We start from the raw sequence: 22,657 nt of genomic DNA, 5'->3' as shown, positions 1-22,657 counted from the left end.
CTAGTCCTTCACCGGTTTAAGGCTAAGCGCGTTATTTCTCAGTTCAATAATCCGAGGGTCGTCAGGCAGCAAATCTTCGCGGTCGATGACCAACCGCCAGCTATTTTTCTGCATATCAGGCATACGGAAAAGCCCAACGACCGCCACAAACTTGGCTTCTTTTTCCATCGGCATATTCAGCGACGCACCGGTGCCGGGTTTCACCACCACTTCACGCTCGCTGAGCAAATCCGCTTTCAGGCTTGCATCGCCGTCCACCAACAGGCTCTGATAATCCAGCTGTTCGAACGCTTTGCTATCTCGCAGTTGATAAACCCGCACCAGCGTAGGCACCGACAGCGCGCTCATGTCGTTGGCGTCGGTGTTAAGCGCCTCGCGGGCGCTAAAATCCAGATGCAGCGTTTTGATCTGCTTATAAAATATCGATTTAGTCACCGACGCCGTGCCGTCTGCCACGCTTTGCGTCAGGCCACAGCCCGCCAGCAACAGCGCGGACAACGCTACCGCTGTCGCCTGCAATGTACGGGGCTTAGAAGCGAAAATTGACATGCTTAACCTCTCTGTTCGCCGTATTCGGCTGTAATCCTTGATAATGCCCCAAGTTAACCGTGATCTCTTTGGGTAACGCTAAGGCCGCAGGAGCTGCGGCATGCAGGCCGAGCAAGCCGGTTAAACCGAGCTGAACCGGTGTTTTACCTAATACCGGCGGCGGCAACATGGCGGTCGGTAGCACCAGTTTTAGCCGCGCATTACAGCGCCATCCCAGATAAACGCGCAGTAAAACCATCAGATCGGTATGCAGTTGACCACCTGGTAGCCAGCCTTTTGCCTCGGTCAAATCGGTGGTGTGCAGCGTGAGCAACAGTTGGGTATTCACATCCGTTCCCGTCGCACCCAATACGGCACGTTGCGACAAATTAACCCGCTGTGTTTGCCCCAGTCCGGCAGGCTGTTTGAGCACAATTTGCTGACGATCGTGCGGCGTGACCACCGCCGTGGTGTTCGGTGCCAACAACCTCACTAACGCCATCACCCCTTCGGCGGTGCGCGTGGGTAAACGCATCACGCTCAGCAACGCCAAAAAACGTGATACCGGCGTGGCAATATGCGAAGAGGTGCCGGGGATCCCTAAACCAATCAGCCCCAATAAGCACTGCGAGGTTTCATCCGTTCCGCCGGTTTGAAAGGTGGCCGGATAGGAATACTTACGCCAAATACGATAAAACTGGGTAAAGATACGGTGGTTAAAAATATCCAGAAACGCTTCCAGCGCCTCATGCCCTTCCCGCCTTTGTGCAATATCGTCGAGGTATGAGGTTGGCAGCGGTGAATCAACGCCGTATAACCCTAGAAACGTGGTGCGTACCGTCGGTGGGCGCTCTGGGTGAAACTCATCACTTTCCAGCGATTTCAGCTCACTAACAGGAAATCCCATGCCGGGGTGAGGACGAAAACGCACCGGATCGTCATGCGGGCTGGCGGTGCTTCCCAACGCCGGTCTTTCTGGTGCCACCCTCTCCAGCAACTGGCAAAAGCGATAGACATTAACCTCCGACATGCGCCCTTGCAGCGCCGCTATTAGCCCGGAATGCGCTGACTGTGATTCTCTTTCCATTGCAGACATTTCCCTGAAGGTTGCAGTATCAACGTAAGCTGGTTAAACAGATGAATATCGGCATACAGCGCAAAGAAGCGGCTAAGCATTTCACCAAACAGGCTGATATCCCCCTCGCCGGAAAAACCGTTGCTATCCAGCGTGACTTCAATGTCCACGCCGCGCAGCAAAAAGCCCTTCTCAAAGCGCTGGATAAGATGATGTTTCACATCAACAATCGCCGCTAAGCGACGGCGGTTAAGCTCGTCGCCCGTCCAGTCATACAGCGAAAGCGTACCGCGCAACACTTCGGCGTTATCCATCATCGGCAGGAAATTCGAACCAAGGTGGCTTAATACTCGCCAGTGAAAACGGTCGCGCGTCGGTGGATAGCACGGCATGGTTGGCGCGCACAGATTTCGCACCGACAGTTTGGTTTGTGTCGACTGCACCACGGTATCCAACAGCGTGCTTTGCAGCGCCTTACGCGGCAGTTGGCCGTTAGTACCGGTCAGGCTCAGCGACAAGTTTTCTTCGGCCAACAGCTTATCGCTGTCGAACGCTTCGCCGCCGAGGATCAGCCACGTATCGTGCAGCCCAGAAGCACCGCGTTTCACCCGCGTATGGAAATAGCGTTCCGGCGCGTCGTAACGCATCATGCCGCCTTTGTGCCGGAAGCTACTGAAAGGCACGTAGGTTTGGTGTCCGGTATGTTTCGAAGAGACCACGCTGTCGACCGAATAGATCTCGGTATGCCCATCCTGCAAGCGCATCGGGCGCAGTAGATAGTCGGTTTCCAACGGCGACAGGCGCAACGGATCGGCCTCTAGCGGGAAAAGATTAATCACGGGAACACAGTGCAAACGCAGATTTTCAGCGTCAAACGGCATGTCGTATGGCCACAGCTCGCTCAGCACCACCTCAATTTCAAACCACGGCAGTGCGGCGGGCAGTTCAAGCTGCTCCAGCCCGTTCAAACCGACAAACATGAATTTCTGCCGGAAGGTGAAAAACTCCAACAGCAGCTGATAGCCGCTAAAAGCGCTTTCCCCTTTCGGCCACAGACCGTCCTGCTCGCCAAATCCCAACGGCGAAAAATAACCGTCTATGCGCTGGCGGTCAGGCCGTTTTGGTAAGCGCAGATACATGGCCTGCGTTTGCAGCGTTAACGCCTGATGCAGGGCGCTCGCCACCGGACTATCCGCGTTCAAATACAGCGGCAGGCGGCTAAGGTCGATTTGCGCCCAGTCGGCCAGCTCGCTGCATTCAAAGCGAAAACGGATCACTGAACGACCGTCCGGCTCAGTGCTCAACCCCACCTTAGACAAATTCAACGGCAGCAGATCGAGATCCTGCGTGGTGCTATAGCGACAGCGAGTTTTCTGCTGTCCCACCGGCTGAGACATCACTTCAAAACCACCAGCCACGCGCTCGCTGTGTTTCATCTGCGACCAGTCCGGCGAAAGCTCCACGATGGAAAGCGACGGGATGGTGCGCAAATAATGCGGCCACAGCAGACTCACTAATCCTTCGGTGAGCTCAGGCAGATCGTCATCCAGCTTTTCACGCAGTCGCCCCATTAAGAAGGCAAAACCTTCAAACAGACGTTCCACGTAGGGATCGCGTGCGCCCACCTTATCCAGATTAAGCATGGCCGCGCGGTCAGGATGCGCTTCGGCAAATTCTTTACCTGCTTCACGCAGATAGCGCATTTCTGCTTCAAAATAGCGCAGAGTTAAGTCATCCATGCGAATTGTGTTCTCATGAGAAAGGTTAAAAAATCGGGGGAGGTAAAACTAAAATCAGGCAATAATCTGCGGCAGCATCAGCCACACAGCACGGCGGCTCTCACCGGATCGATGTTCACCAGTCCGGCTAACAAGGTTTCCATACGCCGCGCCAGCGCCGCTTTATCGCTATCGTTACGCTGCGATTTCAAGCGCAGCAGTTTCAGCAGGCGAGCTTTTACTTCGAAACTTAGCGCAGGCTCCCACTCCGCCAGCGTCAGCTGGGACGGATTGATATCCAGTTCGGTTAACAGATGCAGCGCCATCTCATTTTTGCCGTACTGCTCGGCAATGCGCGCCATCAGCAACCGCAACAACCAGCGATTGCGCGGGGTATGAATGCCCGAGCGGGTGCTTAGCCACGTCAGCGCGGCTTCAACGCCATCGCTATCGGCCTGCGCCAGCGCTTCACCTTCCAGCGCTAACACGTCGTCATCGCCCTGCGGCTGAGTCGACGCCGGTGGCGCAGCCCACTGCTCTTGATTGCCGCTCACATGCTGAGCAATCCAGTCGCGCGTCACCTCGTCGGCAAACGGCGTGCCGTCGTTGTAGGTCATCTCTTCCAGCCCCGGCAAACGTTCTAAAAACATGCCCAAATCGCGCTTTACGATATCGGCCCACGCGTCATAAGGATGGCCTTGTTTGCTCAGGCTTTGGCAGGCATACCACTGCAAATCGAGCCAAAAATGATTCACGCCTTCGGCATACATACGCTCAACCTGTTCCAGCAACTCATTCCAACTTTGTTGCATATACAGGCGTTTAAGCTGGGCGCGATTGTCGGCCCGCGGCGGCGTTAAGCGCGTATTGCCCGAGGCATCCTGCGGCGGCAACTGATGCACCGTATCCCAACGCAGGCTTTTCATCAGCCGACTGCTCGACAGCCAGCCCTGCGGCTGATCGCGCAGGTAACGCGCCAGCTCCCGAGCCTGATCGAGCAAATCACGTCCTGATTGGATCTGCTTGAGCGTGGGTAAGCCCATTGTTGAACCGGCTTCTTCCTTTTGCCCCGCTGGCGCGCTGTTCTGCGGCACCACCGCATCTAGACCGCCCGCCTGCGCTAAACGTGCATCCAGCGCCGAATAAAGTCCGCCGAGCGAAGGACGCTCCTCCTCTGGCCACACCTGCATTGCGCTGTCCAACAGCGCCAACGCGGCCACCGTGCGCTCCACGTCGGCTTTCACCACTTCGGGATAACGCGACAGGCTATCCAGCACTTTGCTGCTGGTCAGCCATTCCATCGCCACCTTACGGCTATGCGCACGCAGCGGCAACACCGTATCGCTAAAGCGAGACACCACACCCGCCAGCAGCGTTAAGCCATCGGCAAGCCCGGTTTCTCCATCGCGATGCAGGCGCGCCCAAAGGTAATAGGTTGCCACGCGCACGTCTTTGCACGCGGTGGTCAGCAGCTTTTCGGCTAACTGACAGATAAGATCGGTATCAGCGCCCGACAGGCGGTTAACCTCTTCACGCATGCGCTGGAAATCATCGTCGTAGCCCGGATCTTCCCCCGCTTGCGCATCAGCGCTAATCGGTAACAGCCATTTGTCCCACAGCGCCACCTGCTCGCCCGCCAATGCCAAAGCATCGCGCCCGTTCATGCTGGCTGCGATTAATCCCTGTAGCATTATTCATCCCCCAACGCGCTGTTATTACTGACCATCGCGTCTGACGCGCCCGCGTTCACCACAAAAATTTTGCTCGGCAGGCTAAACCCGCGCAGTTTCAGCAGCGCTAGCGGGCCGCTGCCCAGTTGGGTGCGCAGGATCCACGACAGCGTGAGGCCGTCCGGTGTATCCAGCGCTAAGCGGTAGCTGCTTTCGTCCAGCTTGGTGACTTTGGCTTTTTCTAGCCAATGGATTAGCCCCCAAGTGCCCTGATAGTCGCCGAACAGGCGAGCGCCGCCGTTAACGCTGGTCCACGTCAGCATCACGCCCGGCTGGTAGGTAGCACCCGGCCAGTTAAAGCTCTGCCAGCTTTCCATCTGGTTGAAATAGCGCAGGCGTTGGCCGTCGATCGCCAGATTGGTTTCTACCACGTTGCGCGCAGGCTGAGCGCGCAGCTCAAAGTGCACGCCTTGGCTACCGTCGGTGAACAGCACGTCTGCCAGCTGGCTTAGCTGATTGATGGCCCGCAAGAACTCAGGATTAAACTGAAGCCCCTGACTGTTGATTTGATCCGGCACCCACGTATTGCCCTCTTTGTGCAGTACGCCCGCTAGCTGGCGCGTAAGGAACTGTTCAATTCGCCCTGAATTAGCGCGAATAAACTGACCGAGCATCGGCAGCGAAGCGTCGTTGCCACTGCTAGCAAACGGATAGCGCCCAGCAAAAGCGCTGTTCCAGTTCGCCACAATCGAGGTTTGCCACTGGGTATTTAAGCTGGCGGCAGAAGGTTGCAGCACCGTTTGCCACGCCTGAGTCAGCGGCTGTACAAACATTTCACGGCCAAAGCCGCTCCACTCTTCGCCCAGACTGGCCGCCATCAGGCTGCCGTAATCCTGCGTTTCCGTCAGATCGACCGTTTTACCTTGAAACACCGTCTGTGCCATTTGCTGCGTCATCTGTTGCGGATCGGACGCGTTCGCCACCTGTTGCAGCTTCAACCGCACCCGCGTAACACGAGTTAAAAAGGTTTGTAGGCTCAGCGAACTATCGGCATTCATCACGCCGTTCGTGGTAGTGCCCTTGCCCATCAGCGAGAGCAACGGCCCGAAGGTGCTATCCAGCGGCCCCGTTGGCCCGCTGACGCGCTGATCGATTACCGGCGTTTTCTCTTTATGCAGCAGGTTTTGCGCCGATTTCATCAACGAATCCGATAGCGCTTCGCCGCGCTGTCCGGTTTGTCCCTGATAGGCCAACGTATTTAACAAAGCGATCAGAGGCGACTGGCGCACATCGCTCATCAGGGTAAGTTGGTCGGTCACATCAGATAAATTCTGTGCTTTCTTCCAGTGCAGGCTGTTTAAGAAATCTAACCACGCACCGCTAAAATCGGTGAAGTAACGCTCGGTGAGGCGCGCTTTGAGCGCGTCAGGAGAGACATCCGCCGAGGCGGGATGTTTGTTATCACTCAGCACCCAGTCGATCTCTTCACGACGCGACGACACCGCATCATCGATGGCTTTCTGCACCTGACCGTCCCACGCCTGACGCGTAAACATCCCCGGTACCACCTGTTCAGTGGTAAACAGCGACTGCGCATCGGTATCACCCACCATCTGCGCCAGCCCCATATCCGCGTAGTTTTGCGCGACGGACTGCAACATATTCTGATACAGCGTGGCTTCGGCGTTACGCTGCCCAATCTGATTGAGCAACACCTGCCGAACCTGCGCCACCAGTGCGGTATCAGGCTTAATGCGCCACTCAGGATGAGCGGGCAGATTTTCGGCATAGAACGTCCACAGGCTTGGCGCCATTCCCTGCCACAGACCGGGGGCAACGCCGGTGCGCGTTGGCTCATTGGCGCTCAGCACTCGGGTAAGAAATTCGGCGTCGGCTTTGTCTGGATTCGCCATCATCAAATAGGCTTTCAGGCTGTCGTATCCGGCACGTGCCAGCTTGGCGCGCTTAGGACTATCGGGCGGCAGCGCGGCCATTTCACTGAGGTTACGATGCAGCTCGTCGGCGGCCTGCCCGCGGATCAAGCGCAGGCTCGCCGCGTCGTAATGCGGCCACAGCGCGCTTTCTAGCGCGTCATTTTGGCTTAAGCCAAACTGTTGATACCACGGCACCGTATGCGCAGCCCGATACTGTAGCTGACCGAGCGTATTACCAAACAGCTGTAGCGCAACCAGCTGTTCCATCGGTTTAGCATTGGATTTATTCAGCAAATCAACCTGATCGCGCACCGTGGCAATCTGTGAACGATTGGTGAAGAACGACAGGATACTGCCCGCGAACCACAGCAGCGCCAGCGCCATCACGGCATAATAAGCGCTCTGCTCCCAAGAGAATCCGACCCGACGACCGCGCACTGCGCGATCGTTCAACACGCCCTGCCACGCCGCATCCGGCAGCCAGCCATGCTGAGCAACGCCAGATTTCGCCGCCAGCGGCAAACTAAACATCAGCCCACGCAGCGACAGCGCCGACGCATATTCGCGCAGCATCGGCGTTAACGCCTGCTGCCAATGAGCGATGCCCTTACGCTCTAAGCGATTTGCCAGACGTAATAAAAAGTCATGGCTGTTTTTCAACAACACCTGCGTCATACCGCGCTGACGCAGCGGCGCGATCAGCTTCTGCAAACTGGCGGCCAATTTCTCCGGCGAGTTTTTCTCGGGGAACAAACAGCCCACCGGCTGGGTAATACGATCATCCTGCTGCCACGCGCTGTCACACACCTGCCACAGATAAACCGGTGCCTGCTGCTTTAAAATCTGCCCACGTTTTTGCAACTGACGACAGCCCTGATCGATAACGCCGGCCTGCGCGCTCTGCTGCTCATTCATCACCCACACCACACCATCCAACGGACGGCGACGGCGCAGCTTACGCAGCCCCAACAGCCACGCCTCATCCGGCTCCGCCTGTACACCACCGCCCCACAGCAATAATGTGCCCTGCCCCTCCAGCCATTGCTGGGTAGTTAACCCCGGCGCAATAGCTTCCGCCGCCGCGTTTTCCCCAACAACTAGCAGGATGCGAATTTTATTGCGCCATAGGAGGCCGTGGCGGGTCTTTAAATGGGATAACAGGCCGCTGGCCAATACATCATCAGGTGCATCGTCATCCGTCGGAGTTCGTTGAGATGTTTGAAATAGTTCCGCTATCCCTTCACTGTTCCTCATTAAAATTAGGCCGAGCGAGGCAACGATAATGATCCCGAAGGTGCAATACCATTTTTGTTCCACGCTGGATATGAATCCAAGTTCACCTTGGTAAAACCAAATAAACAGGAGTGCGGCTACGGCTAATGAAAGCACAACGAAATACTTCATCATGTTAGCGTTTTTCATGGACTTTCTTTTCCCTTAACCACCGCTGTTGCAGTATTTTTCTATAGAGATAACTTCTTGTTGGCAGAGCAAAAAGCCCCAATATTAAACAGATTGTCATCAATGTGATAAGGATAGGATTGCCTAGCACATCGATTTTATCGCTACACGCGAGGATAGCTGCGGAAAATACGGCGCCTAGCCCAATAAAGTTAAACCAAGATAGCGGCGTGAATACTCTCTCTTTATATCCTTCCATTTTCTCACGCTGATTATTAATTATTGAAAAGTCTAAAATGCCGTGACCGTTGCTAATCAAAAGCTGTCCTTTCCTTCCACTCCGCAAAGCCTCGCAGCCCATAATAAAACCTAGCCATGGAATGAGCTCATTAGGTTTACCCGTATACAAAGAAATATCGTTAACTTTTGTTGATTCTTCGATGGATAAAATCGATAACAACTCCGTTTTTAGCGCTTGTTCAAGGTTCTGTATCCAGATCGTATCGACGTTATTTTTATTGAATACACCGCTTCGAATATAATACTCAATATTCTCTCGCAACGTTGCTATCGGCGTAGAAAACGGCACTGACAAACGTAGCCGGCTAGAGAGGCTATTATCAAACATCACGGCTAATGCAAATTCATTTTCTTTGTTGAAATTATTCGCGCTATCGCTTTGTGTAACATTCATAATAATGAAAAGTGTACGCTCATGAGCCGAGGACGTTTTGCTAAACACCGTCTCTCGGGTTATTGGCTCAGACAAAATTTCAAGATGAGATAGCGGAGTTTCATCAAAGCCTAAAGCGTTCCAGAGCAATTTAAATTGATTTATTTTATTCTCATCGACACCTTGAGCATTAATGATAATTTTATTTGGTGGCGATGTTTTAATGTCATCATTGATTTTGTTCAAGAGTTCTTTGCAAACCATAACAAAGTACGAACTCTGATAGGGGTCAAAAGGTTGAATATCTAACGAGAAGCAGTGATCTTCATTTATGGGTTCCAATATCGCATTGGATAAAATTCCGCTCATCAAGTCAGTCGCGGGTGATAACATGGCATAAACGACAATCCCTCTTGATTCTCGCGTTGAGCATTTCCATTGATACTCTTTCTGACGAAAAAAATTATCTCTCATAAGATATTCGGCATGCTTAAAATGCATCATATTCATGCAGAAACAGATCATCGCCAGCGATATTAATAGCGGAAGTGCTAGCGCTATAATCAAGAATTGCGCGGTCGTTATTTCTGGCACATTAACTTTATATAATACCGCCGTGATTATTCCTACAAGAAGCGGTAGACATACCATGAGAACATAGACCCACCAAGAGTAATTACGCGGTTTTTCTTCTTGGATATATTTTGGAAATACCCAGTTCACTTATGCAACTCCTGCATTGGAAAGAGATGTATATAAAACACATCCACAAGAGGCTTTGCATCCGTCGACAACAACCTCTTTGCCCATCATTGTCCATGACGCCACACCTGCCGGCACAGAAACATTGCCATGCTTAGAACAGCTAACCATATCCCCAGCCAGCATTACCGGTTTACCCTCAAAATCGGCACCTGATGCAGTAATTACTGAGCCACCATGGCTATGCTTATCGCCTAATCTAATGACACCTTTCATAGTCACTCCTTGTAAATGATAGAGCAGCAGAATAAGTCACGAAAAATACACTCTAAATAATGAAAACTGGATTAAGACAGTAAATAGCCAACAACTATTTATTAAGGGATTTAAACGCTATCTGCGGCATTCCCGACAAGAGAAAACATACAGTTATTATTTTTATAATAATAAAATTTAATCTTTGAATTAAGCTTTCAAACCAAAATAGATCGGTGCGCCCAAGGTATAGCTTTCCCATTTCAGCACCGCCTGCTGAAATTGATACATTGGGTTCGGTTTAATCGGTGGGGCTTCATTCCAATTGCACTTCATATGATCCCAGCCGGTGTAGTTTTTCACCTCTGGCACCTGATGAGGCGGGTTCTGGAAATTATCCCAATCGGCAAAAATCTTCCAGCGATAGATCAAGGAATTTAAGGAGGTATAGTCTAAGCCCCAGCGTTCACCAAAAGGCGCTGAGCTTAAATATAAATCCCCTTGTTTAGTCATAAAGTAGCCTCGATCGTCCACTACCGTAAATGACACGAAGTCTTCTTTCTTTGGTTTATCGCTGTATTTTATTGCCCCCCCTCCAGGGCTAAAGCGAGCCATTTGATTAAGGATAAATGAGCGCCCACCGTCCTTAGAAACCAAAATAGCGGAAAGATCTCTAAATGGCACAGCAATATACTGTGTTGAAGGGTGTATATATTTGAAAGAGGAAAGCCGGAAGAAGCTGTCAATTATCTCCGTTTTAATATTTTTTTTATTATCAACAAACCACAGAGCTCCCTCACAGTTATAACCGATTAACACCAGATAACGGTGGTCGTCGAAACGATAAATCACCTGCTGCGGTTTTTCCCCCGTCGGCACCGTTTTTTGTGCGGTAAAGATCGGCAGCGGTATTAACGCTATCGCGCCTAATAACAGCGGAAGAGCCCCCCAGTAACGCCAACGTTTTCCTTTCCACAGCATCACGCCGCCGATAATAAACAGTACCAACGCGCTCCACAGCGGAACCAGCCATAGATAAAATGCCGCGATTTCGCTCTGCATCATTAACCTTGCTCACGCATAAAGGCTTTCAAACCAAAATAGATTGGTGCGCCCAAGGTATAATTTTCCCATTTCAGCACCGCCTGCTGAAATTGATACATTGGGTTTGGTTTAATCGGTGGGGCTTCATCCCAATTGCACTTCATATGATCCCAGCCGGTGTAGTTTTTCACCTCTGGCACCTGATGAGGTGGGTTCTGGAAATTATCCCAATCGGCAAAAATCTTCCAGCGATAGATCAAGGAATTTAAGGAGGTATAGTCTAAGCCCCAGCGTTCACCAAACGGCGCTGAGCTTAAATATAAATCCCCTTGTTTAGTCATAAAGTAGCCACGATCGTCCACTACTGTAAATGACACGAAGTCTTCTTTCTTTGGTCTACCGCTGTACTTTATAGCCCCCCCCCCCGGGCTAAAATGAGCCATTTGATTAAGGATAAAAGAGCGCCCACCGTCCTTAGAAACCAAAATAGCGGAAAGATCTCTAAATGGAACAGCAATATACTGTGTTGAAGGGTGTATATATTTGAAAGAAGAAAGCCGGAAGAAGCTGTCAATTATCTCCGTTTTAATATTTTTTTTATTATCAACAAACCACAGTGCGCCCTCACAGTTATAACCGATTAACACCAGATAACGGTGATCATCGAAACGGTAAATCACCTGCTGCGGTTTTCCCCCGTCGGCACCGATTTTTGTGCGGTAAATATCGGCAGCGGTATTAACGCTACCGCGCCTAATAACAGCGGAAGGGCCCCCCAGTTACGCCAACGTTTTCCTTTCCACAGCATCACGCCGCCAACAATAAACAGTATTAATGCGCTCCACAGCGGGACCAGCCATAGATAAAATGCCGCGATTTCGCTCTGCATCATTAACCTTGCTCACGCATAAAGGCTTTCAAACCAAAATAGATCGGTGCGCCCAAGGTGTAACTTTCCCATTTCAGCACCGCCTGCTGAAATTGATACATTGGGTTTGGTTTAATCGGTGGGGCTTCATTCCAATTGCACTTCATATGATCCCAGCCGGTATAGTTTTTCACCTCTGGAATGCTGCGTGGGAAATTACGATAATTATCTTCGTGGCCTTCGGTTGACCAGCCATCCAATGCCTGTATTGACGTGTAATTACGTCCCCAATATTCCCCAAATGGAGCCGAACTGAGGTATATATAACCTTGCTTCGTTAAAAAATAGCCACGATCGTCGACAACTGTAAATGATACGACGTCTTCACGTACAGGTCTATCGCTGTGATTTACCCCCCCCCCTGGAGTAAAGTGGGCCATTTGATTTAGGATAAAAGAGCGCCCACCGTCCTTAGAAACCAAAATAGCGGAAAGATCTCTAAATGGAACAGCAATATACTGTGTTGATGGGTGTATATATTTGAAAGAAGAAAGCCGGAAGAAACTGTCAATTATCTCCGTTTTAATATTTTTTTTATTATCAACAAACCACAGTGCTCCCTCACAGTTATAACCGATTAACACCAGATAACGGTGATCGTCGAAACGGTAAATCACCTGCTGCGGTTTTTCCCCCGTCGGCACCGTTTTTTGTGCGGTAAATATCGGCAACGGTATTAACGCTATCGCGCCTAATAACAGCGAAAGAGCCCCCCAGTAACGCCATCTGTTTCCTTTCCACAGCATCATGCCGCCGATAATAAACAGTACCAACGCGCTCCACAGCGGAACCAGCCATAAATACAATGAAGCCAAAATACTTTCCATAGCCTAGTGTTCCTTATACTTTGGGTTTTGAGAGATCGGGATCTGGCATTGGCCACTGCAAACCTTGATTTTTGGTTGTGTATTGGGAATGGTATCCCGGCTGATACACCACCGCCAGATAATCGTTAACGACTCCCTTAGGCATAAATTTATATGGTTTATTCATCGCTGGCTTTATAAGTTCAGGCAAAAACCCCGTCTGATAATAATTAACCGCATCAAGATTTTCACTCTGACGATTTTTCCAATCAGCTCGATAAAGCAATTTATGCCAAAAATCTTTATCCGCAAAACAGGCGCACATTCCAACCGCTAAGTCATAGGCCATAATTTTTTCCGGCACCTGTGGGTTATTCATAATCGCCGAGTGCTGCTTGCTTTCGGTCAGATACTCTTGTTGCTTATTTTTTGGCTTTGTATCCAGCGCCGCGCGCGCTTCAGCCTCGGTGTTATATCGCAATGCTAGAACGGTTTTCCTTCCGCTATACATGTCGATTAGATAACGGGCAGAAGCAAATTCCACCTCTGGATGCTGTGCGGAAAGCTGCTGTAGTTCATCCGGTGTCAAATTTCGTGAAAGATTGCTGGCGTTAATCAAGGTCGGCGGACAAGGGTAGAGCCCCTGCACGTAAGGGCCATTTTTCATATACTCTTGGATGGACATCCGCTCGCCCTCTTTCCCCATGGGAATAAGGTCTTCCAACTCAAAGCGTACAGGCTCGGGAACTTTGGGCGCATTAACAGTGCGAACGCGATGACCAAAGTTAACATTCACAATAGGTATCGACGCCGTGTGCCCCATGGAGGGAGGTACGCTGAAACCGGTCGGCGAAATTGTGTTTGTATTACGGATGGTTATATCAGACTTCAGATCAAAGCTTTTCGGCTCATCGCCCGCCACATAGTCTTTAGAAAACACCCGTTGGAAGAAGTTGTCACCGAGTCTGCCCAGCAGCGTATCGTCTATCCCCTGCCAACCAAAGCCCTGTACGTTGCTCAATGACACCACGTTGTCATAAGGGCAGAAATAGTTGTAAACATGCCCGAAGTTATCTTGTGGATAGCTATAGCTTTGCCAAGGGCTTTTCCCCTCTTTAAGTACTAATACGCCTTTTTCGATCAGCTCTTGTTCACTGTATACGCGCCCTTTTTCCTCTTCCATTAATTGAACAAAGTTAATCAGCGTTTGCTCGCGGCCCTGTTTACTTTGTATTCCCTGAACGCTGCCCCAGCCTCTTTCTCTTTGCAAGCGTTCAACGAAGGTGTCTTCCACGCCGTAGGGCGAGTTATTTAAAATTATGCAATCTGCAGGTTTTTTTCCCTGTTCAGCTACCATAAACTGCGCCAGCATAGTAATGATGGTGCCCTGACTGTGGGCAATAATATTAATCGTGTCGTCCTTATATAGATCATGGCGTCTAATCTGAAGAATCAAGTCAGCCAACCGCTGCGCCGCATGTACGTAGTAAATTCGGTGCGGGTTTTCATGGATAAAGCTGCTGTAATCATCCCCGAATTGGGTTTGCATCATCCCTACCCAGTTACCTAGGCTTTTGCTCCCTGGCCCATACATATCTGGAATATTGTTCGTGGCGTTAGGGAATGGGCCGCCGCCTTTGATTTTACTTTTCTTCAGCGGGTTATCGTAGTTATCTCGCTCGCCGATGCTTTTATCTGGCTGATTGGCGGCATCGGGGCGCACATAGGCATCATAGGGCAAATCAGCCTGATCGCCCTTTTCGTGAAGCGCTTGCTTATATTCCACTTGATCGGCGTGATATTTATCGTAATCAACCGGCCGATAGCCCCAATAAAAAGGAATAATGGGCGAACGCCCTGGGGATTGAATTGCGCAGCTTTCTGCTGCCAGATTGATTTTATCATCGGTATCAGACGCTTCTACGCCCCACTGGTGCGGGGTTAAATCGGTGCGGCCTAAGCGAGTATTCAGCCCTTTGCAGATACCGTTATCAATATTTCGGTAGGCTAATCCATTGTCATTAACGCCATGGATCACAATCGTCATACACGGCATGGGCGGTTGTACGGCACATTGCACATTCACCATTTCACCGCTGTCGGTTGGCACGCCGCTAAACTTTACCTGACTCGATTCATTATGATGGGTATTGTTTGCTGGTTTAGTCATTATGCTGCTCCGGTAATACGGCGATCTGAACGTTATCCAACGCGCTCATCTGCAATAATTCAGATTGGCCATTGGCATCGGTTATCCCTTCCTGCATCGACCCATCGGGAAAAGTTAAACGGAATTTTCTGTTGCCTAGCGCCTGCTGCGGATTTCCCGCCACGTGCAACCGCACCTGACGTACAAACTCGCCTTTCGGGAAACTTGGCATCGTCGCTTTCACACTATCGCCGCCCATGTAAGAGAGAATCGGTGACTTTTGTAAGATCTTATTCGGCGCAATCTCTTCTATTACGCCATCTTTGATGCGAATACCGGCACCGCCGCAGGTCAGTAGCAGCTCCTGCTGTGCGTTAATCACCACTTTTCCCTGCGTGCTGGTGATCTGTAAATTGTTGGTCGATGTCATCTCCATCTCACCGTTCTGCGCCTGCACCTGAACCTTCCCTTCGGCTGCAATAATCTTGATGCCTAACTTATGCGCGAACAGCGAGATCATTTTGCCCACGCTCATCGATAGGGACTGAATAGCGCTAATACCCACGTTTTCCTGCGCAGTGACAACCACGTTGTCTGCCGCCGAAACCTGAGCCGAACGCGGCGTAACGATAGCGATACCCTCATCGCCATACATTGAAATACCTGCTTTGGTTTCGCCCGAGATCGCCTGAGCTAGCTGTTGCTGTGCCAAATTATCGATAGGCGAGGCCTGAGAAAACTCGGCGGTGCGCTTGAGGGTTTCAGCGACGTCCAGCGCCTGCTTTAGCTGCTTAATGGTGGCATCCAGATCGAGCTGCTTTTTCTGCGCCTGAGGCTGGGGGTCGGTCGTGAGATGAATCCCCTTGCCCGCCCTTATCGCGCCCCAGTCGTCGGTGCGTAGTTCGAAGCCTTCGCCGCGTTGCTGTTTTTGGCTGTCGACCAAATGGCCGAGGTTGAGCTGGGTTTTGCCGCCGTATTCGGTGCTGAGTTTGATGTGCTCTTTGCCACGTTCGTCGTCGAGGCGCAGTTTGTTGTTGGCGGGGGTGCGTAGCACGTTGCGTTTGTAGTTTTGCAGCGTGACGTGGTCGCCGTGTTTGGAGTCGTGCAGCGCGTAGGCGATGTACGGTCGGTCGGGGTTGCCCTCTTCGAACGCAATCGCCACTTCGGTGCCCGCCAGCAGCGGTGCGTGAAGGCCATAGGTGTCACCGGCATACGGGCGCGCTTGGCGTACCCATAGACTTTCGCATCCGGCCTGCCATTCGTCGCGGTCAAAATCAAACGACACGCGGTAGCGGCCATCTTTATCGATGTGGCTGTAGGTGTCATTCACCACGGTGCTGGTGACGCGAGCCGGAATGGTGCCCGCCATCACCGGCTTGGCGCTAGGTTCTGGGCGGAAACAGACGTTTTCAGAATACGGGATGGCGGTGAATTCAACTTCGTAGCTTTGGTCGCGGCGCGCTTTGCTGCTGATAGCCACGATCACCGCACCTTGGCGGAACGCCTCGGGCGCATCGCCATCCACTTTGAGTTCTTGCCCCGGCGACAACGCCGCCGAGGTGGTGAAACCGTGCAGCAGGGTTTGTTGATTCAGATAGCGTTCATGACGCAGGCGCGCATAGAACGCACCGCTCTCTGACTCAGACTGTGGGCTGTTTTTGTCGCCCGCCGCCAGATAATTATCCGCGTAGTGATAGGCTTCACCGTAGGTGGTTTTGTCACCACGGGTGACGTCAACGTCGCCGTCCATCCACGATTGGGCTTGGCGATAGTTGTAGTCTCGGGTGGTGACGCGGTTTTCGACCACCTGATGAGCGCTGGTTAAGCCCCACACCGATTCAACGCCGACGTCATTCATGCCCGACGGATTACGCAGCGGCAGGCTGGTGCCAAATTGGTAATGCTGTTGATCGTCATAGAATTCCACGACGTCGATATTGAGTTTAGGGTCAGCGGTAAAGCGGAACCAGATACCAATTTCTGCCAGCAGGCGGCTGATAAATTGCAGATCGTTTTCGCCGTACTGCATCACCAGTTCACGTTTTGGATAGGTGTGCGCCAGCGTGAACAGAAAATCTTGCCCTTTGAAACCGTGGCGATCGCGCAGGATCTTTTCCACGATCTCCGGCACCGAGAGGTTTTGGTAAATCGCGTGCTGATGGCTTTTCGCCAGCAGCGCCAAGCGCGGAACCAAGGTGACTTCATAGCGGCTTTCATCGCGTGAAGTAGACAGGCGCTTGAAGCGCTGGATCACCCCGTGCACCGTGCGCAGCGCCTGCATAACCGGCGGCGTCATCGACAACGCGGCACCTAAAGAGGCCAGCGCATTCGGTGTGGCGTTCAGGGTGAACGTGGCGTCCTGCATCAGCATCTGCGCGGGCTGGATGTCTTTGGCCGAGCTGGTGAATTCAATGGTGTAGTGATAAGGCTGGCTAAGATGCTCTTCGCCAGTGAACGCCAACACGTCCAGCGGAGCCGTGTTGTCCCAGACCTTCAGCACATGGTGGCTGTGGTCGAACATCAGTTGAGCCGCAGTATTTAACATGTCACCCTCGCTTCGGCGGTTATCTCGCCGTCTGATTCAGCGTTTTTTTCGTCACCGCTCTCTTCGTCACCAAAATCCAGCGTAATGCCGTCTTCGTCGTTGTAACCCAATGTCAGGCTGTTCGGTTTTCGCTGCTGCGCTAAACGCTGTAATAGCTGCTGAGAAAGCACCGGTAAGATCTGCTGGTTAAGCAGGCTGTCGATGTTGCGCGCGCCGGTATCCGGCAGCAGGCAGGCCTCGACCAGCGTGTCCATCAGGCTTTCTTCGATGTGGCAAGTCAGTCCGTAATGACGCTGAAGACGTTTTGCCACCTGTCCTAATTTGATGGCCACAATGCGGCGGAGCGCCACGGCGTCTAGCGGGCGATAAATCAAAGTCTGGAAACGGGCCAGTAAGGCCGGTTGGAAATGATCGCGCAGGATCGGGCGCAGCAGCTCTTGCAGCATGCCGTCTGATGCCTCTGGCTGTTGTTCTAACAGCGCCATCAGCTCATCGCTGCCCAAGTTGGCGGTCATTAAAATCACGGTGTTGCGGAAGTCGATCTCGCGCCCTTCGCCGTCGCGCATAAAGCCACGGTCGAATACCTGATAGAACAGGTTTAAAACGTCGCGATGCGCCTTCTCAACCTCGTCGAGCAGCACCACGCTGTATGGTCGCTTGCGCACCGCTTCGGTCAAAATCCCGCCCTGACCATAACCCACGTAGCCCGGAGGTGAGCCCTTAAGCTGGGAAACGGTGTGCGCCTCTTGATACTCGGACATATTAATCGTGATCAGCGATTTTTCGCCGCCGAACAGGTCATCGGCCAGCGCCAATGCGCTCTCGGTTTTACCCACGCCGCTCGGGCCAACCAGCAGGAATACGCCGAGCGGGCCGTTCTCCGAGGTTAAACCGGTTTTTGCGGCGCGTAACCGCTGCGCCAGCGCGCCTAGTGCGGCCGGTTGGCCAATGACGCGTTCGCCCAGCTGATCTTCCAGCTGTAACAGGCTGGTTTGTTCATCTTTCAACAAGCTACCCAACGGCACGCCCGTCCAGTCGGCGATCACGTTCGCCACGGTGCGCACGTCAACGTCGAGAGAAAGCAGCGGCTGATTGCCCTGAATCTCGCTCAGCTGCTGTTGAATAGCGGCGCGTTCGGACTGGCGGCTGAGGTCTTGACGCACCTCCAACAGCGTTTGGGTAAGCTCGCGCTCTTGCTGATATTGGGCGTCGAGCTGTGCCTGTTGGCTGAGCAATTCGTCGCTCAGTTTTTCAATCGTGCCAAGTCGTTCACTGTCGGCGCCGCTGCTGAGCACTAAGTCTTGCTCGATAGCCAGTTTTTCCATCTCCAGCGACGCTAATTGGGCGTTAATCTGGGTGAGCTGTTCAGGCACGGTATCCAAGCTCATACGCACGCGGGCGCTGGCGGTATCCAGTAAGTCGACGCCTTTGTCCGGCAGTTGTCGTCCGGTGATATAACGGCGCGACAGCGTGACCGCCGCTTTCACCGCCGCGTCTTGAATATGCACGCCGTGATGGGTGGCGTACCGCTCTTTCAAACCACGCAGCATCAGGCACGCCATCTCATCGTCGGGCTCGTCCACTTTGACCATCTGGAAACGGCGTTCTAGCGCGGCGTCGCGTTCGAAATACTGTTTGTATTCAGACCACGTGGTGGCCGCAATGGTGCGCAGTTCACCGCGAGCCAGCGCCGGTTTCAGCAGGTTAGCGGCATCTGCGCCACCGGCCTGATTGCCCGCGCCGATAATGGTGTGCGCTTCGTCAATGAACAACAGCACCGGTTCGGGCGCTTGCTGTACCGCTTCAATGACGTTTTTCAGCCGTTGTTCGAATTCACCTTTCACGCCTGCGCCCGCTTGTAGCAGACCGAGATCCAACGTGCGTACGCTTACGGTTTTTAAACTGTCTGGCACATTGCCTTCGGCAATACGTAGCGCTAAGCCTTCCACCAGCGCGGTTTTACCCACGCCGGGTTCGCCCACCAGAATCGGGTTATTTTTGCGGCGGCGGGAAAGAATATCGACCATCTGGCGAATTTCCATATCGCGCCCAAATACCGGGTCGATACCGCCCGAACGCGCTTTTTCGGTGACGTCGAGGGTGAACTTATTGAGCACCGCCAAATGCGCTTCCTGCATCGGCGAAACGCCGCTGGCGTTGGGTTGACCCGAGGCCGATTCGGCATTCGGCGTCGGCTGCCGTTCAGGATAATGTTCAGAATGATGTTGCGGGTGTTGCAACCCAGTTTGCAGCTCAGGGCGTTCTTCCGACTGGGCATCTAACAGCGGTAGCAAACGGGAAAGCTGCGTGGTGCTGATACTCAGCAGCGGCCAAACGGCGTCCGTCGCCAGTAAATTAGGCTTATTAATCAGCGCGGCGAGCAGATGAGAGGAACGCACGGCGTCGGTGTTTTCCTGCAACGATGCATCTAGCCACGCATTTTTGATCAGCTGTTGGAGCTTGTCGGAGAGCTGAGGTTTTCCCTGAATGGTATGCGGAAGACTTTCTAAATGATTCAGCAACCCCTGCCATAGGCCGTCCATGTCCCATTCGTAGCGGCGAGCGATCACCGTAATGTCACCTTCTCCCTGCTCTAACAGCTTGAGCAGCCAGTGTTCTACCGTGATTTCCGCATGGGCGCGGGTTTGGCATAAGGTGGCGGCGGCGGCAAGCGCCTGAGCACAATATGGATTTAACCGACGCAGTAAGCTTGCTGAATTATTTCCCATTACATTCTCTCTCCCGTTTATGCCCATTGCCTTATTAGGCACGCTACCGCCCATAGCCGTTTTCCATACTTGGAAGCCAAGGCCCATAAGGTCATCAAATTAAATTGTTTTAAATCCGTTCGTTGTTGTGCTCAGCGTCCGAACGAAGCTGTTTTGGCGCTGAGCAGAAAAACGAAAAGGCAGACGATTTCTCGCCTGCCTGAGGTATTACGCTGAAGCGCGCTCATTCCAAGAGTCAGAATGAATGATGTTGCCGTCTTTGAAGGTCCAAGTGATCTTCTCGTAACGGAACTCAATCTCTTCCAGATGGTTGTGTTTTTCTTTCGATGGGTCTTTGATATCCCACATTTTTGGCGCGACTTTCACGACTTTGACGTTTTCGAGCTTGGTGTTGAAGTATTCCACTTCTTGACCCGCGTCATCGATCTTGTACCATTTGATTTCGGCAGACTTCAGGGTCTGGCCAGAAGTCACGGCTTTGTAGAGATAAGGGCTAGATGCGTCCACTTCTTTGGTGAATACCAGAGGAGTATGGATACGAGTACCGGTCAGTTTGCCGGTGTTGTTGTCGGTAGGGATGTACAGAGAGTGTTCCAGCGCGACCATTTCGATGCTGCCTTCACGTTTTTGTACGTCTACTGAACCTTTAATGTCTGCGCCGCCGTCGTCTTTCAGCCACAGATATGCTGGAATTGCCATGTAAAACTCCTTGTTACTGGGGAGGTACTTATCGGCACTTGGGGTACTGATAAGTACGCTGTTGTAAGCCGCCACACTGGCGGCTGGTTAAAAATCTGATGCCTTGGCGGGCAGCTTGCAGGCTCCCGCCTCTGGCACCAGACGAATATCTACCCGTCGATTGGCCGCTCGGCCAACGTCGGTTTCATTGCTGGCGATGGGCTGGCTTGCGCCATAGCCCTGCACCGCGAAACAGGTCATCGGAATATCCCCCATGCTGCGCATCCAATCGCGTACCGCTTCGGCGCGTGCTTGGGAGAGCGTGACATTGCGCTGCGGATTGCCGGTGGAATCGGTATGTCCGGCGATTACAATCAGCCAGCCCGGCTGCGCTTTGATGTCGACTAGCGCACTGACCAACACCTTGGTGGAACCCGCTTTTAGCTTCGCGCTGTTGGTATCAAACAGCGACAGGCTGTCTAAGCGCACCGCTTTGGGGATCACCACCTTGGCTTTTTCCTGTACCTTTTCCGGCGGCGGTGGCAGATAGGTCGCAATCGTCGCCAATAACGGCTGGCGCAAGCGCTCACCCGGATACAACCCTAATCCCATGCGCAGCGGGACGCCCTGCCGATAGTTGTTATCCAACAGCACTTCGTCTTGGTTCAGCACGTCAACCGCGTGTTTTTTCGCTACGTAGTCGGTCATGCGAATCGCGTTGTAGCGCTGGATATCGTCACTTACCTGCCGCAAAAGCTGGCGGTTATGCCACGCGGAGCTGCCTAAGGCCGCAATCGCTGCCAGCGTAAATAGCCCAATGCCCCATGCCTGCGTCCGGCGCAGCGGAGTAAACCCCGACTGCTGAGGCAACAGGCGGAGTAAGCGATCGGGGAAAGCCAGCACAGCGCTCGATTCAGCGTGGGTCATTTCGCCCTTCGCGCCATCGCCGAGCGTGGTTTTACTTGCCAACCACTGCTGCCACAGCGAGTGATTACCCGCCGATGCTGGCAGCGCCGCGACCGGCGATAGCGCAATCGCCACCGGTCGACAGGCCGGAGCCGAATGTTCCTGACGCTGACAGTGCGGCAACACAAATTCAGCCATCCATTCACGCCAGCTTTTGACCGTGACCGCACACTGGAAGCGTTCAGCGCGCAGCGCGTCACCTTCATCGCTACGATTCGCCGCAAGCCAGTCAGCCAGCGCGCGCGGGGCCGAACGGCCAATGCCAATGCTGCTTTCCGCCTGCCCTGCCAGCCACTCAAACCACAGTTCATCGGGCTGATGCGTGTTGGCGATCGCCAAATAGCTGGTGAACAGCACCGGCGTGTCTCGGCCACACAGCTTGCTGACGCGTGATACCTGATAACAGAACTCACGCATTTGCCCCGCGAGCACGGCGGCATCGCTTTGCTGCTGTGGGTTAATCACCCGCAAGATGCTGATTTGCTCACTCCAACCGGCGCGCTGCGCCAGCATAGAATCAACAAAATCCACCAAGCGAAGCTCTGGCGGTAAGCGCAGATAACAGCCCTGCGGCGTTTCTCTTACGTTGGCGAGGCCAAACAGCGCATCAACGCCGTCGCCGCACACCACCACCACCGGATGACGGAAATGCTCAGGCGGTAAATCAGCGGTGGCCTCCATCACATGGGCATTCACACGCCCTGCGCGCCGCCAACCGATAACCACCACCAGCAAGACCACCACGATGGCGATAATTTGCCCCAACAGCGTCAGCGGCAACCAAACCAGACACAGTAACAGCGTGAGCAATCCGCCCCATGCCCATAGGGCGCGCTTGTAGGTGGTACTCATGTCA

16 protein-coding genes are annotated in these 22,657 nt (G+C 52.9%); all 16 read right to left on the bottom strand.

The features are described from left to right. The 16 genes from tssJ to U0008_RS08495 all read right to left on the bottom strand — a co-directional run bounded on the left by tssJ (position 1) and on the right by U0008_RS08495 (position 22,653). Entirely contained in the window at positions 1–549 is a 549-nt protein-coding gene (tssJ, locus tag U0008_RS08570) for a type VI secretion system lipoprotein TssJ (RefSeq protein WP_043492678.1), read from the bottom strand. Continuing rightward, complete coding sequence (tssG, locus tag U0008_RS08565; protein WP_043492675.1) at positions 530–1,615, bottom strand: type VI secretion system baseplate subunit TssG; 1,086 nt, start codon at positions 1,613–1,615, stop codon at positions 530–532. Before tssG ends, tssJ begins: the two co-directional genes overlap by 20 nt. Continuing rightward, positions 1,579–3,342 (bottom strand): type VI secretion system baseplate subunit TssF, encoded by a 1,764-nt coding sequence (gene tssF, locus U0008_RS08560; protein ID WP_043492671.1) that lies wholly within the window; start codon positions 3,340–3,342, stop codon positions 1,579–1,581. The genes tssG and tssF overlap by 37 nt, the downstream gene beginning before the upstream one ends. 77 nt (positions 3,343–3,419) lie before the next feature. Continuing rightward, positions 3,420–5,012 carry a type VI secretion system protein TssA gene (gene tssA / locus U0008_RS08555; RefSeq protein WP_043492669.1) on the bottom strand — a complete coding sequence of 531 codons (1,593 nt, stop codon included), beginning with the start codon at positions 5,010–5,012 and terminating at the stop codon, positions 3,420–3,422. Beyond that, positions 5,012–8,347, bottom strand: coding sequence for an ImcF-related family protein (locus U0008_RS08550; RefSeq protein WP_226930246.1), 3,336 nt, complete (start codon positions 8,345–8,347; stop codon positions 5,012–5,014). The genes tssA and U0008_RS08550 overlap by 1 nt, the downstream gene beginning before the upstream one ends. Next, positions 8,334–9,722, bottom strand: coding sequence for a KPHS_23130 family T6SS system protein (locus U0008_RS08545; RefSeq protein WP_043492665.1), 1,389 nt, complete (start codon positions 9,720–9,722; stop codon positions 8,334–8,336). Before U0008_RS08545 ends, U0008_RS08550 begins: the two co-directional genes overlap by 14 nt. Next, on the bottom strand, positions 9,723–9,977 hold the full coding sequence (locus U0008_RS08540; RefSeq protein WP_025801644.1) for a PAAR domain-containing protein: 255 nt from the start codon (positions 9,975–9,977) through the stop codon (positions 9,723–9,725). Between the two features lie 189 nt (positions 9,978–10,166). Continuing rightward, positions 10,167–11,021: a T6SS immunity protein Tli3 family protein gene (locus U0008_RS08535; RefSeq protein WP_051874115.1), complete on the bottom strand. Its 855-nt coding sequence runs from the start codon at positions 11,019–11,021 to the stop codon at positions 10,167–10,169. Then, positions 11,021–11,680, bottom strand: a complete 660-nt coding sequence (locus U0008_RS08530) for a T6SS immunity protein Tli3 family protein (protein ID WP_051874114.1) — start codon at positions 11,678–11,680, stop codon at positions 11,021–11,023. Before U0008_RS08530 ends, U0008_RS08535 begins: the two co-directional genes overlap by 1 nt. After that, positions 11,677–11,892 carry a hypothetical protein gene (locus U0008_RS08525; protein WP_043492661.1) on the bottom strand — a complete coding sequence of 72 codons (216 nt, stop codon included), beginning with the start codon at positions 11,890–11,892 and terminating at the stop codon, positions 11,677–11,679. The genes U0008_RS08530 and U0008_RS08525 overlap by 4 nt, the downstream gene beginning before the upstream one ends. Next, on the bottom strand, positions 11,892–12,755 hold the full coding sequence (locus U0008_RS08520) for a T6SS immunity protein Tli3 family protein (RefSeq protein WP_051874113.1): 864 nt from the start codon (positions 12,753–12,755) through the stop codon (positions 11,892–11,894). Before U0008_RS08520 ends, U0008_RS08525 begins: the two co-directional genes overlap by 1 nt. Before the next feature lie 13 nt (positions 12,756–12,768). Further along, a complete protein-coding gene (locus U0008_RS08515) occupies positions 12,769–14,904 on the bottom strand; it encodes a T6SS effector phospholipase Tle3 domain-containing protein (protein ID WP_043492659.1) in 2,136 nt (711 codons plus the stop codon). After that, positions 14,897–17,428, bottom strand: a complete 2,532-nt coding sequence (locus U0008_RS08510) for a type VI secretion system Vgr family protein (RefSeq protein ID WP_043492655.1) — start codon at positions 17,426–17,428, stop codon at positions 14,897–14,899. The genes U0008_RS08515 and U0008_RS08510 overlap by 8 nt, the downstream gene beginning before the upstream one ends. Beyond that, positions 17,422–20,157, bottom strand: a complete 2,736-nt coding sequence (gene tssH, locus U0008_RS08505) for a type VI secretion system ATPase TssH (RefSeq protein ID WP_043492653.1) — start codon at positions 20,155–20,157, stop codon at positions 17,422–17,424. Before tssH ends, U0008_RS08510 begins: the two co-directional genes overlap by 7 nt. A 207-nt stretch (positions 20,158–20,364) precedes the next feature. Continuing rightward, the gene (locus U0008_RS08500) at positions 20,365–20,856 is read right to left on the bottom strand and encodes an Hcp family type VI secretion system effector (RefSeq protein WP_025802740.1); all 492 of its coding nucleotides are present in this window, start codon (positions 20,854–20,856) and stop codon (positions 20,365–20,367) included. Positions 20,857–20,943: 87 nt separating this feature from the next. Beyond that, positions 20,944–22,653 carry an OmpA family protein gene (locus U0008_RS08495; RefSeq protein ID WP_043492650.1) on the bottom strand — a complete coding sequence of 570 codons (1,710 nt, stop codon included), beginning with the start codon at positions 22,651–22,653 and terminating at the stop codon, positions 20,944–20,946. Positions 22,654–22,657: the final 4 nt, after the last annotated feature.

The organism is Hafnia alvei (assembly GCF_034424155.1).
In the GTDB taxonomy this organism is placed as follows: Bacteria; Pseudomonadota; Gammaproteobacteria; order Enterobacterales; family Enterobacteriaceae; genus Hafnia; species Hafnia alvei.
Note: the sequence above shows the minus strand (reverse complement) of the source record. Positions and strands in the feature narration are given on the sequence as shown.

Excerpts from the sequence above, each read along its gene's own strand:
- tssJ (WP_043492678.1), bottom strand. The coding sequence starts at position 549 with ATGTCAATTTTCGCTTCTAAGCCCCGTACATTGCAGGCGACAGCGGTA.
- tssG (WP_043492675.1), bottom strand. The coding sequence starts at position 1,615 with ATGGAAAGAGAATCACAGTCAGCGCATTCCGGGCTAATAGCGGCGCTG.
- tssF (WP_043492671.1), bottom strand. The coding sequence starts at position 3,342 with ATGGATGACTTAACTCTGCGCTATTTTGAAGCAGAAATGCGCTATCTG.
- tssA (WP_043492669.1), bottom strand. The coding sequence starts at position 5,012 with ATGCTACAGGGATTAATCGCAGCCAGCATGAACGGGCGCGATGCTTTG.
- U0008_RS08550 (WP_226930246.1), bottom strand. The coding sequence starts at position 8,347 with ATGAAAAACGCTAACATGATGAAGTATTTCGTTGTGCTTTCATTAGCC.
- U0008_RS08540 (WP_025801644.1), bottom strand. The coding sequence starts at position 9,977 with ATGAAAGGTGTCATTAGATTAGGCGATAAGCATAGCCATGGTGGCTCA.
- U0008_RS08535 (WP_051874115.1), bottom strand. The coding sequence starts at position 11,021 with ATGATGCAGAGCGAAATCGCGGCATTTTATCTATGGCTGGTTCCGCTG.
- U0008_RS08525 (WP_043492661.1), bottom strand. The coding sequence starts at position 11,892 with ATGATGCAGAGCGAAATCGCGGCATTTTATCTATGGCTGGTCCCGCTG.
- U0008_RS08520 (WP_051874113.1), bottom strand. The coding sequence starts at position 12,755 with ATGGAAAGTATTTTGGCTTCATTGTATTTATGGCTGGTTCCGCTGTGG.
- U0008_RS08515 (WP_043492659.1), bottom strand. The coding sequence starts at position 14,904 with ATGACTAAACCAGCAAACAATACCCATCATAATGAATCGAGTCAGGTA.
- U0008_RS08510 (WP_043492655.1), bottom strand. The coding sequence starts at position 17,428 with ATGTTAAATACTGCGGCTCAACTGATGTTCGACCACAGCCACCATGTG.
- tssH (WP_043492653.1), bottom strand. The coding sequence starts at position 20,157 with ATGGGAAATAATTCAGCAAGCTTACTGCGTCGGTTAAATCCATATTGT.
- U0008_RS08500 (WP_025802740.1), bottom strand. The coding sequence starts at position 20,856 with ATGGCAATTCCAGCATATCTGTGGCTGAAAGACGACGGCGGCGCAGAC.
- U0008_RS08495 (WP_043492650.1), bottom strand. The coding sequence starts at position 22,653 with ATGAGTACCACCTACAAGCGCGCCCTATGGGCATGGGGCGGATTGCTC.